General features: G+C 29.6%; 13 protein-coding genes and 1 other annotated feature. Of the genes, 2 read left to right on the top strand and 11 right to left on the bottom strand.

All coding sequences use genetic code 11. From position 1 onward, the window contains the following. Positions 1 to 344 precede the first annotated feature (344 nt). From CCE28_RS19535 to CCE28_RS19510, 6 genes are all read right to left on the bottom strand, one after another. On the bottom strand, positions 345 to 761 hold the full coding sequence (locus CCE28_RS19535) for a HutP family protein (RefSeq protein ID WP_095135547.1): 417 nt from the start codon (positions 759 to 761) through the stop codon (positions 345 to 347). 26 nt (positions 762 to 787) lie between these two features. Continuing rightward, on the bottom strand, positions 788 to 1,684 hold the full coding sequence (locus CCE28_RS19530; RefSeq protein WP_095135546.1) for a DMT family transporter: 897 nt from the start codon (positions 1,682 to 1,684) through the stop codon (positions 788 to 790). 32 nt (positions 1,685 to 1,716) lie between these two features. Next, positions 1,717 to 2,244, bottom strand: a complete 528-nt coding sequence (locus tag CCE28_RS19525) for a TlpA disulfide reductase family protein (RefSeq protein WP_176461930.1) — start codon at positions 2,242 to 2,244, stop codon at positions 1,717 to 1,719. 24 nt (positions 2,245 to 2,268) lie between these two features. After that, on the bottom strand, positions 2,269 to 3,375 hold the full coding sequence (locus CCE28_RS19520; protein WP_095135544.1) for an HD-GYP domain-containing protein: 1,107 nt from the start codon (positions 3,373 to 3,375) through the stop codon (positions 2,269 to 2,271). Positions 3,376 to 3,557: 182 nt separating this feature from the next. After that, complete coding sequence (gene serS, locus CCE28_RS19515; protein ID WP_095135543.1) at positions 3,558 to 4,835, bottom strand: serine--tRNA ligase; 1,278 nt, start codon at positions 4,833 to 4,835, stop codon at positions 3,558 to 3,560. Positions 4,836 to 4,902: 67 nt separating this feature from the next. Then, positions 4,903 to 5,118: a binding site (T-box leader), on the bottom strand. Positions 5,119 to 5,175: 57 nt separating this feature from the next. Next, the gene (locus CCE28_RS19510; RefSeq protein WP_095135541.1) at positions 5,176 to 5,658 is read right to left on the bottom strand and encodes a hypothetical protein; all 483 of its coding nucleotides are present in this window, start codon (positions 5,656 to 5,658) and stop codon (positions 5,176 to 5,178) included. 155 nt (positions 5,659 to 5,813) lie between these two features. Here CCE28_RS19510 and CCE28_RS19505 point away from each other — a divergent pair, with 155 nt between their 5' ends. After that, positions 5,814 to 6,005 (top strand): hypothetical protein, encoded by a 192-nt coding sequence (locus tag CCE28_RS19505; protein WP_095135539.1) that lies wholly within the window; start codon positions 5,814 to 5,816, stop codon positions 6,003 to 6,005. 83 nt (positions 6,006 to 6,088) lie between these two features. Here the strand turns inward: CCE28_RS19505 and CCE28_RS19500 are convergent, their stop codons facing one another. Together CCE28_RS19500 and CCE28_RS19495 are read right to left on the bottom strand one after the other, a co-directional pair. Next, a complete protein-coding gene (locus CCE28_RS19500) occupies positions 6,089 to 6,292 on the bottom strand; it encodes a hypothetical protein (RefSeq protein ID WP_095135537.1) in 204 nt (67 codons plus the stop codon). A 337-nt stretch (positions 6,293 to 6,629) separates the two neighbouring features. After that, entirely contained in the window at positions 6,630 to 7,136 is a 507-nt protein-coding gene (locus tag CCE28_RS19495; protein WP_095135535.1) for a protease inhibitor I42 family protein, read from the bottom strand. Between the two features lie 315 nt (positions 7,137 to 7,451). On the opposite strand from CCE28_RS19495, the gene CCE28_RS19490 reads away from it, so the two are divergent. Next, a complete protein-coding gene (locus tag CCE28_RS19490; RefSeq protein ID WP_095135533.1) occupies positions 7,452 to 8,081 on the top strand; it encodes a site-2 protease family protein in 630 nt (209 codons plus the stop codon). 58 nt (positions 8,082 to 8,139) lie between these two features. Here CCE28_RS19490 and CCE28_RS19485 read toward each other — a convergent pair whose 3' ends face one another. The 3 genes from CCE28_RS19485 to CCE28_RS19475 all read right to left on the bottom strand — a co-directional run bounded on the left by CCE28_RS19485 (position 8,140) and on the right by CCE28_RS19475 (position 13,165). Further along, a complete protein-coding gene (locus tag CCE28_RS19485; protein ID WP_242973035.1) occupies positions 8,140 to 10,881 on the bottom strand; it encodes a UPF0182 family membrane protein in 2,742 nt (913 codons plus the stop codon). 141 nt (positions 10,882 to 11,022) lie between these two features. Beyond that, positions 11,023 to 12,438, bottom strand: coding sequence for an aminotransferase class I/II-fold pyridoxal phosphate-dependent enzyme (locus CCE28_RS19480; RefSeq protein ID WP_095135529.1), 1,416 nt, complete (start codon positions 12,436 to 12,438; stop codon positions 11,023 to 11,025). 58 nt (positions 12,439 to 12,496) lie between these two features. After that, positions 12,497 to 13,165, bottom strand: a complete 669-nt coding sequence (locus CCE28_RS19475; protein WP_095135527.1) for a GntR family transcriptional regulator — start codon at positions 13,163 to 13,165, stop codon at positions 12,497 to 12,499. Between the last annotated feature and the right edge of the window lie 165 nt (positions 13,166 to 13,330).

The following is a 13,330-nucleotide window of genomic DNA, read 5'->3' as shown; positions in this document are numbered from 1 at the left end:
TCTACCTAACTACCATGCTACCTTTTTTTAATTTCATCTACCATTCTACTAAAATATGTCTTTCATTATAAATTAACTTGAATGAAAAGTCAATATTTCGAAAATTTATTTTTTGCCTTTATTTACTTAATTATATAGTCCATATAAATTGCATATATGACAGTAATTATAAATAATATGACTACAATTTCTATTTTATACTTTTCTTTCATTTTATCCCCTACTATCTTCATATAGATTTAATATTTTTCTCCCTATTAAAATCCTTTACCCTTAAATCTATTATTAGAAAATAAGTTATATTACAAATAAAAAAAGAGAAAAGTTAAATAACTTTTCTCTTTTTATTCTCTTGGTAAAGATCTATGTGCAAGGCCTATTACAACATCATTTAGATGAAGTAATCCTATACTCATAAATATACATACACTTAAATGTTCTTCATGTCTAGCAATACCTATTTTACCACCTACATTTAATCCTGTAGCCTTGGCAGATACTTGCACTATGGCATCTCTAGCAGCTCCTGCAACAGCACCATCTTGTACATGGCACTCCTTTATTACTCCAGTTCTTCTTGATGCTACTAGGGCCCTTTCTATGATTTTAGGTATAGAATCAATTAAATTCCCACCTATATTAACAGCCACGGCCTTAATATTTTTCTTTTTTAATTCTATTACCATTTTATCCTCTATATCTCTATTTTCGGTCATTGCCATCTCTATAGCTGCCCTTGCCACATTCATACTACCTATCATAGAATACCTCCATTATTATTTAATCTTTAAAGTCGCTCTGCCCCTATAGCTTTTCTATTCATTATCTGGGTAAAATCCACTTCTGTTACTATTATGGCTATAAATATTATGCCACAACCTATTATCATAAACTTATTTAATACTTCACTTAAAAATATTACACTAAATATGGTTCCAAATACAGATTCCAGTGCCAATATTATGGCCGTATGGGTAGATGTAGTATATCTTTGAGCTACGTTTTGAATTAAAAATGCTAATGTAGTTGAAACTATTGCCAAATAAAGCATTCCTGGTACCGCACTACTATTAAAAACTGGCATAGGCTCTGTAAACATACCTATTATTAAAGATATTATTCCCGTAACCCCTATTTGTAATGTGGCTAATACATATGGGTCTACTTTGCTTGCAAAATGTCCTATACTACATATATGAGCTGCGAATAATATAGCACATATTAAAGTAAGTATATCGCCCATAGAAATACTAGTTAAACTTCCATCTAAGGTTAAAAATCCTACCCCTATCATAGTAAGGGTAGCCCCTATTAAAGATTTTATACCAGGAAACTTCCTAGTTAATATCCATACTAAAAATGGTACCATGACCACATTAGTTCCCGTTAAAAAGGCTGACTTACTAGCTGTAGTATATTGAAGTCCTACCGTTTGAGTGGCAAATGCCCCAAATAAAAATAGGCCTATTATTATACCTGCTTTTAATTCTTCCTTTGATATTTTTATCATTTTTTTATGAAATATTATACTTAAAACAAAGAAAGATATGATAAATCTAATTCCATTTAAATAATGGGGAGTAAAAGAATCTAATGCATTTTTAGTTACTATAAAACCAGACCCCCAAATTATGGCTACTACCAAAAGGCATATATCTGCATAAATGCTTTTCTTTAGTATCATCCCTAATCACTCCTTATGACATATAATCTTCTTTAGTTTTCCAATAATCCCTTTACTATTTTATCATAGTCTTCAAAGGATTTACCTCCCACCACTACCTTATTTAATACTTGTCCATTCTTATTTACAAATATGGTAGTAGGAACTTCATCAAAATTAGCTAATAATTCTTCTATGTCTCTATTTGGCAGGAAATTCGTATATGTTATTCCCTTTTCCTTTAATAACTCCTTAGCTCCATATTCATCCCTATCTACTACAATTCCCATTAATCTAAAATTTTTATCCTCATATGCTTCATTTAGTTTTTGTAATTTGGGTAATTCGTTTATACATGGAGAGTAGAAAGTTCCCCATATGTTAATCATTGTTATATCATAATCTTTAAAGTCTTTACTGCTTACTTCATTTCCATTCAAATCATTTAATTTAAATTCTGGAAATTTAGATAATTTTTCTGTAGAAATTTCAGTTTTTTCACTTTTAACTTTTTCATTTCCACATGCTCCTAATGATAATACTAATATAATTGCAAATATAGATATTAATATTTTTTTCATAAACATCCATCTCTTTCCTTTTACTTATATTTCATGACATACCCCAGTTATTACTATATTATTTTCCCTTATTAAATCACATAAAAAGGGTTCTACTATTTTTCCTTCTTGTTTTACTATTCTAACTAGGGGTCTTAACATATATAGGCTATTTATAGCTTCTACTATTCCTATGGAATTATTGCTTAAATATACAGCCGTTCCTACAGGGAAAGGGTTTACCTTCTTTACAAAGGTTCTTACTATGTCTATATTAAAATATCTTCCTCCAGCTCCCATAACAAGTTCTACAGCTTCATTAGGTGGTAGTGCCTTCCTATTTGGCCTATCAGATGTTATGGCATCATAAACCTCCGCTATGGCCCCAATTTTAGATAAAGAATAAATTTGTGGGTCTTTTAATCCATAGGGATATCCTGTACCATCTACCCTTTCATGATGTTGTAGAGATATTATTCTTATTTTATTACTTAAATCCGTATTATCCTTTAAGAAATTAAATCCTCTTACAGTATGATTTTTTATAATTTCAAACTCTTCTTGTGATAAATTTCCCTCTTTATTTAATAAATCTGATGGAATAAACATTTTCCCCACATCGTGAAGTAACATACCCATCGTAAGGTCATACAAATCATTTTTATTAAGGCCATGACCAATTCCTATTACTAGTGATAATATGGCCGAGTTAACGCTGTGATTAAAGGTATAGCTATCCATACTTTTAATATCTACTAAATTTATCATCAAATCACTTTGAGTGAATATATCGTCAACTATCATTTTAGCAAGTTTTTGCATATCCCCTATCTGTTGTTCCTTTTGTTTTTCTAAGGTCTTTTTAGCAAACATATTTTTATTATCATCATCTAGGTCACCTATAGTATTTAAAGTGGCCCTTATAGTCGCTATAGCCTTTTGCCTCACTTGTGGCTTTATGATATCATCTAACTCTCCTTGAGAATATTCATCTATTATATATATGGAATAAAAAGAATGTTCCTTTATTCTTTTTAATAATCCATAAGTTAATCTCACACCTTTAGATAGTAATATTTGTCCTTTGTCATTATATAATGCTTGTGCTAAAAAAGCACCTTCTTTCACGGCACTTATAGGGACCATTCTCATCTGTAGTCCTCCTTTTTCATCTCCCCAACTATATCTTTCCTTTTAATCTTATCTATCCTTATAATTTTATCATAAAATTAGGACAAAAGTAGGAATAGTATGCTTTTTCCTTCGTAAATTTTCATTTAATAAAAATTAACAAAAAAAAATGTAGCCATATTTATGGCTACATCTCTTAATTACTATTTAGTTATCTTTTCAAGTCCACCCATGTATGGTCTTAAAGCTTCTGGAATAACTACAGATCCATCTGCTTGTTGATAATTCTCTAATATGGCCGCTACAGTTCTTCCTACTGCAAGACCAGAACCGTTTAATGTGTGTACAAATTCAACTTTTCCCTTTTCTTCTGGTCTAAATCTAATATTTGCACGTCTAGCTTGGAAGTCTTCAAAGTTACTACAAGAAGAAATCTCTAAATATCTATCATAACTTGGCATCCAAACCTCTATATCATAAGTCATTGCAGAACTAAATCCTAAGTCTCCTGTACAAAGTTTTACTACTCTATATGGAATATTTAATCTCTTTAATACTTCTTCTGCTGCTAGTAGTAAAGATTCTAATTCTTCATAAGATTTTTCTGGATGAGCAAACTTAACTAACTCAACCTTGTTAAATTGATGTTGCCTAATAAGCCCTCTAGTATCTCTTCCTGCAGATCCTGCTTCTTTTCTGAAACATGGAGTGTATGCCGTATGATAAACAGGTAAATCTCCTCCTGTTAATATTTCCTTGGCATAAAGGTTAGTTACTGGAACTTCTGCCGTTGGAATTAGGAAAAAGTCTTTACTTGGTAAGTGGAACATATCATCTTCAAATTTAGGAAGCTGTCCAGTACCAGTCATACTATCCCTATTAACCATAAATGGTGGTAATACTTCTTCATATCCATGCTCCGTAGTGTGTAAATCTAACATAAAGTTAATAAGAGCTCTTTCAAGTCTTGCCCCTAATCCTCTATATACTGTAAATCTAGCTCCTGTAATCTTAGTAGCCCTTTCAAAGTCTAATATTCCTAAATCACTTCCAACATCCCAGTGAGCTTTAAATTCAAAATCAAACTTTGTTGGTTTTCCCCATTTTTTTACTTCTTCATTATCCTCATCAGTATCTCCCTGTGGTACTGTTGGATTTGGTGTATTAGGAATTCCTAATAGAATTTCCTCAATTTCTACCTCAATACCTTTTACCTTTTCATCTAATTCTTTAATATCACTAGATAATTTTTTCATCTCAGCCATTATTTCAGTAGTATCTTTTCCTTCTTTTTTTAACTTAGGAATTTCCTTAGATACGGTCTTTTGTCTATTTTTCATTACTTCTACCTCTTGTAGAACTTCGCGTCTCCCCTTATCTAATTCTACGATTTTATCTATTCCATAATCGCCCTTTCCACGTCTAGAAACTAACGCCTTAACCTCGTCTAAGTTAGTTCTAATTCTTTTAATATCTAACATAACATCTTCCTCCTATATATTTAAATTTTATTTTTTTCAAATAAAAAAACTCGTCCCTGTATATACATACAGGGACGAGATTATTATCCCGCGTTGCCACCCTAATTGGCTAACTTAATTAGTCCTCTTTAATGCCTTTATCGACGGCCACCGGCACAGCCTACTACAAGTTTTTCAGCTGGCTACTCCAAGATGGATTCAACAATAGATTACATCGATTCACACCAGCCATCGACTCTCTTAAGAAATCTAATTATTTACTATTTCTTTTCACAGTATTTTATATTAATTTTTAAGGTATTTTAGCATATTAATCTTTATTTGTCAATAATGGTAGTTTCTAGAATCTTAAAAGACCCGTAACTCTCTTTTGTTTCAAAGCATAATATAATTGGTCCAATCTTATTAAGTACAAATTATCCACATCTATAGGAATTAACCTCTCCCTATGACCTTTGCTTTCAAGTATATATAACCAAAGTCTATTATTTATTAACCAGGTTTCTAAATAAATATTATTTATTATATTTTCCCTTAATTTTAATCCTTTATACATTTTTTCTTCTAAAGATTCCATTTTTAATATATCTTTAGGTTCTACTATAGATACTAGCTCCACTAATTCTATTATTTTCTGTTTATACACTTGATTTTTTTCTTCTTCATCTGAAAAATTTTCTATATAATCAATCTCTAAGTCCATCATTTCATAATATATTTTTTCTAGTTTTTCATCGTCCTTTTTAAAAATATATATTAATAGTGACTTTATGAATAACATGGTAGTTTTTAATAAATAAGAAATGGGACTAGTGGTCTTCATACTTTAGTATCCCCCCTTAGAAATATGATGAGTATATATTATTCTATGCTAAAAAACTTATATTGTTGAACTAAATTTCTTTACTAAGTAAGTATAAAAATATAAATGTGGGGACATACTTATATTAAGTTTATTTTTCAAGGGGGAAATGTAAAATGTTAGATTTAGATGTTTATGCTCAATTAGGTGATTTAAAGGAAACTGATTATAGGAATACATTGGCAATTGCAACCATAATAGAATTATTAATTAAAAATGGAATGATGACTAGACGAGAATTTGCCCGTATGGCATCCAGATTAGATCATATGACTGTAGAAGAAATAAAGATTTTAAGAGCAAGGTAGGATTCATCCTTTTTATATAACTTGTGCTCCCTTAAAAGCTCTCCTCATACATTGAGGAGAGCTTTTTACTTTATATAAAATTATTAATGAATTCTGTTAATTAGATGATGAATATAATCATAAGATAGTATTTCAAAAATCATTTTATTAGTTAGATTAATTTCTAAATCATCTGCATATGTTTTTATCAATATTTTTTGTGTAGTGATTGGTACATTTTCTCTTTTCAGTTTACTAGTATAATTTTGTATTAGATCTAATTTATTTTGAAAGTTAGCTAAATTCATTTCATATCCTCCTTAAACTAGGTTCCGTATATTTTTCATATTATATAATTCGATTTTTTAGAAGAATTTAAGGGACTAGTTTTGTTAGTAAATTGTGCCAAATTTATAATATACATGATATAAAATAAATTTATCCTAAGTAAAACTTCTTATTAGGCCTTATAGGGTGTCCAACAACAAAATGACGAATTTATACTCTAAAGAATTTATTCCATGGCTTATCTGAACTGATACCTTAGAGTATAAAAAAACAAGGATATTATTGATGTAAATTCCTTATATGGGTAATACTAGTAACTGTATTCTAAAGTACAAAGTATTTGTAAATAGTTCTTTTTTATCTAACTTCAATAATATATTCTCTTACTTCAATAGGTTCACTGCCTGCTTCAAAATCTCTTTTTAATTCAAAAGTAACTTTTGTTGTCCCTTTTTTTAAGGCTTTAAATGTATATAGTTTATGAGAACCTTCCCCACAGATTGCGATTTTGCCATCTTCTTCTGGAATTTCACTTTCTACCAATTTTTCTTCATAAGAAAGAAGTTCAGGATTGTCTATTTTTACATTCCATAAGTAGCCAGTGGATGGATTTTCATATAATTTTATAATCATTTCTTTTCCAATTTTTGTTCTGTTAATCATATTCATATGTTTATATACTTTATTTGCTTGAAGAGTTTCAAACATATTAATATTTGCTGTTTTCGTAGTCATCTCATAGTTTATTATATTTTTTTTTATTATCAAATCAGCATCATTTCCTTTAGTACTTGCCCAAACAGGGGTTGCAATGGAAGTTATAAGAATACCACTAATTAATAAATTTCTTACTGTTTTATTCATAAGTATCTGCTCCTTTTCCTTTTTTAGTTATAGAGTTAAAATTCTATAAAATGCAGTTTTTTAATATAATCAATGAATGTTTTCATCTCATTCTATATATTAGACACAGTCAAAATGAAAAAAGTTTCATAAAAATAAATCTTAATATAAGGGGAAAATCTCATAAATTTCAATTCCTTAGCGTATAATTTCGTCATTTTGATGGAGATATCCCTTATAGAAGTATCACTTAAAAATTAATACTTTATTAATATTTGAACATATACATTATGTTATAATAGGTTGTTAAATATTTTTAGGAAAAGGAGATTAGAAATGTCATTTAATATAATGGATAAATTATTATTATTACCTGGAATTTTAATAGGATTATCATTCCATGAATATGCCCATGCCCAAATGGCCGTATGGCTTGGAGATGATACCCCTAAGAAAATGGGAAGGCTTACTATAAGTCCCCTTCCTCATATAGATTTTGTTGGATTTATATTTCTTTTAATTGCGGGCTTTGGCTGGGCTAAACCTGTAGTAATAGATCCTAGAAACTTTAAAAACCCTAAAAGGGATGATGTATTAGTATCTTTAGCAGGACCTTTTATGAACATATTGTTAGCAATATTTTTCTTCATATCCATAAAAATAATATTTGCTACTAATGGTTCCATAATGGAGGGAAGCTTACTTGACACCACCATAAGGATTTTTCAATATGCAGCTTGGATAAATGTAGTTTTATGTGTGTTTAATTTATTCCCATTTCCACCTTTAGATGGATCACATGTAATAGTAAATCTATTTAATCTGTATGAGAGTCCGAACTATTTTAAAATTTATAATTTTTCTAGATTTGTACTCCTAATTTTAATAATTACAGATATTATAGATAAATTAATATCACCACCAATAATATTTGTGTATAATCTATTGGCCAGTTTAATATTTTAATTTCAAATAAACTAAAAAAACTCTAATATGCAAATGAATTTGCATATTAGAGTTTTTCTTATTCTTTATCCTTTAACTCTACTAGTATTTTCTTAACTTCATTAATATATCTACCATACTCAGACCAGTTACCTTGTCTTTGGGCTTCTTCTGCCCTTAAGAAGGCTTCATTAGCCCTTTCTATTAATGTTATACTATCTCCATCTATTGGCAATTCCCCATCTGGAATTTCTTGGCCTGTTGTTTCTCCACTTCTTCCAAATAGAGATTCTAATGCTTTATTTAGGGTTTCCTCATAGGCTATTTTATCTCCATAGGCTACAACTACTCTCTTAACTTCTGGTAATGAGTTTTCATTGTCTGCCTTTAGATAAATTGGCTCTATATAAAGTAGGGAATTTTCTATAGGTATAATGAGTAAATTACCCCTTATATAACTAGATCCCTTTTGTCCCCATAGTGAGAATTCTTTAGATATAGTAGTATTTTGATCTATCTTAGATTCTATTTGCATAGGACCATATACGTTCTTTTGTTTTGGAAGTTTATATAATATTAATTTTCCGTAATCCTCTCCATCATTTCTAGCCATTAAAAGTGCCGTCATATTAGGCTTATTTTTAGGTGTATATGGAATGGATAATAAAAATTCTTCCTTTTCTTCCTCTGGTAACTTCATTATGAAATAATTTGATTCCATAATATCTGATTTATCGCTTCCACCATAAATTTCTTTAGCTATATCCCATAAATCTTCATTTTGATAAAATACATCCGTGTTATTCATGTGATATCTTCTATATACACTAGCTTGAATATCAAATATTGTTTGTGGATATCTCATGTGTTCTTTTATTTTAGGAGGCATTTTATCCACAGATGTAAATAATTGTGGAAAAACCTTAGACATTGTCTGAATAATTGGGTCTTTTTCGTCTGTTATGTAATATGTAGTATGACCATTGTATGCATCTATAACTACTTTTACAGAATTTCTTATATAATTTATTTTATTTTTATTATAAGGTTCTGCATAAGGATAATTTGAACTTGTAGTATATCCATCCATAATCCAGTATAATTTTTTATCTGCCACTACTATATATGGGTCCTTATCATAGTATATAAATGGAGCTATTTTCTTTACCCTTTCTTTTATGTTTCTATATAGTAAAATTCTACTGTCACTTTTAATGTTATTAGAAATAATAAGTTTTAAACTCTTCTCTTTTATGGCAAATAGTATTTTGTTCATCCCACTTAATTTTAAACCTGCATCTCCTTCATAGAAAGTCTCTGCATTTTCATTACCTTGTGGATAATCAAATTCCTTTTCCTTCGTATTAGTTATAACGTAGTTATCAGTTAATTCTCCAAAGTATATTTGAGGATAATCAATTTTTAATTCTTCCATATTAGTTTTAGGAGGAATATCCTTAACTAATAATTCTGGCTGACCTACACTAGTTATGGCATCTACTGGTGATAGGGCTACACCATATCCATGGGTGTATTTTAAATATTTATTTATCCACTGGTCAGTTATCTCAGCTGAATTCATTTCCCTTGGAGATAAAAATACTTGAGTTAATTCACCGTTTAATGTATATCTATCCACATCCACATCATGGAATTGATAGTATCTTCTTATTCCTTGACTTTGATTATAAAACTGCTTTGTAGGTCTATAATCATTTATTCTTATATTCTCTATAGTTCCTTCGTTTTTATCTATATCTTCCCTTGTTAAAGTGTCTGTTGCTTTAAAATTTCTTTCTTCCACTGCATTAATATTGTAAGCCATTTGAGTGTATTTTATATTGTTCTCCAGGTATTTTCTTTCCTTAGATAATTCATCTGGCTCTACTATGAAGTTTTGTACTCCCATTGCTGCCATATTTCCAATTACACTTACTACTATCATTATTACAGGTCCACTTAAGGCTAATTTTAGATTTTTCTTTTTAGCACCCGCAATTAATAGTACAGCTGATACTATAGAAAGAGCTGACATAATTCTATATATCCATATATTCACATTCACATCAGTATAACTGGCTCCATAGGCTACACCTCTTGTGGAATACATTAGGTTATAGATATTTAGTAAATATCCTAACCCTATTAATATTAACAGGATTACACCTAGTATTAATAATTGGGTAAGTGCAATATTTAATAATTGCTTCCCGTTACCTAAGTCTATTTTATTTCCAAAATTTCTATTTATCCTTCTTGAATTTAACTCATCTTCATCTGTAGAATTAAATAAAGTAGGTCTTCTAGTTCCTATCATTAATATATAGAATAGTACAGTTACTATACCCATGATGACTATGAAACCTATAGACATATAATAGAATTGTTGTAATATGGGTAATTTAAATATGTAAAATCCTATGTCCCTATTGAAAATAGGGTCTGCCACCTTAAAATCAGTAGCATTCATAAATGCTAGTATTTCAAACCAGGAACTCCCCAACAATGTCATACTAGACATAAAAGCCACTATAGCTGACATTCCTAAAGCCAATTGATTTACTCTTTTATCACTTATACTTGCCACATTACTTTGTACTTTTTTATGATAAGATTTTTTCAAAATTAGTAAGTAAATATATACACCTATAGTTACAATTATAAAACATGGTATACCTAGTTTTAATTGTGTCATAAGCTTAGTTAAAAATACTTTATCGTACCCAAGTTCCTTAAACCACTGATAGTCTGTTGCGAATTCAATTATTGTATTAAATGAAAAGATTAAAAATAAAAGGGCTATCATAATTAAGCTTATCATATGGCTACTAAATCTTCGCAATGCACTTCACCCCTGTCCTTAATTTTTAATAGGCCATAGTTATTAAAATGAACATAAAATATATGTAACAATGCCCTACATTACCTAAATTTTACTATACTATATATTATATTTCAAATTCTACTTTTCTATAACTTGTATAAACTTTAAACTTGTATCTTTCATTCCTGTAAGATTTATATTGTTCTCTTTTAATAATGTAATATGATTTATTATATCTTCACTTATTTCTTCACCAGGACATAATATAGGAATCCCTGGTGGGTATGGTATAATATACTCTGCACTTATATATCCAATGCTATTATGAAAGTCTATGTTCTTCTTTTTACTATATACAGCTTGTCGGGGATTTAGTACTACCTTTGGCATTATATTATAATTAATGCTTTTTTCTTCTATTATTTCTTGCCTACCATAAATATTCTTAATTTCTTCCAATGCTTCATATAATTTTTCAAAATCATCCTTTATGTTTCCTATAGTAGCCACTCCAACTATATGATTTGTATCACTCATCTCCATCTGTATATTATATTTTTCATATAAAATTTTTTCTAATAGTCTTCCATTTATTCCATATTTAGTCATATCTATTACTATTCTCGTTAAATCGTAATCATATACATTATAGGTACTTAATTTTTTCTTACTGAAATAATCTATGTTTATATTCTCTAGTTTTTTATAAAATTCCTCTAAATTTCTAATTAGATTCTCTATTAGTTTTTTACCATCCTCTATTAATATGGCTACGGTAGTATCTAATGAATTCATTAATAGATAGGAAGGACTAGTACTTTGATTCATACTAAGCATAAATCTTAATCTTTCTATATCTACCCTATTTCCCTTCACATGAACCATAGAACTTTGAGTAAAACTCATTAATGTTTTGTGAGTACTTTGGCAAACTATATCTGCTCCTGCACTTAAAGCATCCATAGGCAATTCCTCACTCAATGTTAAATGAGAACCATGAGCCTCATCTACTATTAATATTTTTCCATATGTATGAGCTATTTTACTGATTTTTTGAATGTCCACACATATACCATAATAATTAGGATTTGTAATTAATATGGCCTTTATTTGTCTATCTTCCTTTAATTTATTTTCTAAAGTATGTAAATCTATTCCCATGGATATGCCCCTATATATTTGTGGCATGATATATACAGGTTCTATTCCTCCCATGATCATTCCACTCACTACAGATTTATGACAATTCCTAGGTACCAGCACCTTTTCTCCTGGATTTAAAGTAGCCATCAAAGCGCTTAGATTACCACTAGTAGTTCCATTTACTAAAAAGAAGGTATTATCTGCTCCAAAGAAATTTGCTGCCCTTATTTGTGATTCTCTTATTATCCCCTCTGGGCTATGGAGATTATCTGTACCTGGAATTTCTGTAGTATCTAAGTCTAGGATATTACTAAGTCCATAATTTTTGTATATCCTACCATGCTTGTGACCAGGTACATGAAAGGATACTCTATCAATTGACCTCAATTTATTTTCTATAATATTCTTCATACTATCCTCCTATAACTGAAAAAAGTAACTAAAAAAAGACTACTTCATATGAAGTAGCCTATAACTCAGTATTTTCTTCAACATTTTTTCTAGAATTTCTAATATGACTAGCAATAGAATCTTTAGCTTTTACAGCGTCCTTTTCTAGAAATGCCTTTAAAACCTCTTCATGTTCCTTAATAGTATGGCTTAATCTGCCTTCAACTTGTAGAGACTTCTTTCTAGTTTTTTTCATATAGTATTGGAAGTTTCTCAGAATCTGCTCTAGATGGCGACTCTTTGTAGCTTCATATATGATTTCATGGAACTTAGTATTCAATTCTGCAAACTTTTCTATATCATTTTTAAAAGCATAAAATTCCATAAGTTCATGAGTTTCTTGAAGCTTTTTCAACTCATCTTCAGTTATTCTTTCCACTGCCCAACTAGCAGCTATTGCTTCTACAGCTTCTCTAATAGTAAATATATCATCTATATCTCTTTTAGATATACCTCTTACTATTACTCCTCTATTAGGAATATTTTCTACAATTCCATTTAATTCTAATTGCTTTAGTGCCTCTCTTACAGGAGTACGACTTACACCTAGTTCTTCCGCTAATTTAGCTTCTCCTAGTTTTTCTCCCTCTTTATACTTATCATTTAGTATATCTTCTCTAAGAATATGAAATATTCTTGATGTAAGAGACATTCCTACGTTATCTTCATTTAAAGTACGACTAGCCATGGTATCACAACCTCATATTTACTGAATTTTTAAATATATTGTAAGATAAAAAATTGCATATGTCAACGCATATAATTATAACACAATTATATATAAATGCAAAACAAAAGCCAAAACGATTATCCGTTTTGGCTCTACTATTTAAACTAGCAACGTCCTACTCTC

Origin of the sequence: Anaeromicrobium sediminis (assembly GCF_002270055.1) — a bacterium.
GTDB lineage: Bacteria > Bacillota > Clostridia > Peptostreptococcales > Thermotaleaceae > Anaeromicrobium > Anaeromicrobium sediminis.
Note: the sequence above shows the minus strand (reverse complement) of the source record. Positions and strands in the feature narration are given on the sequence as shown.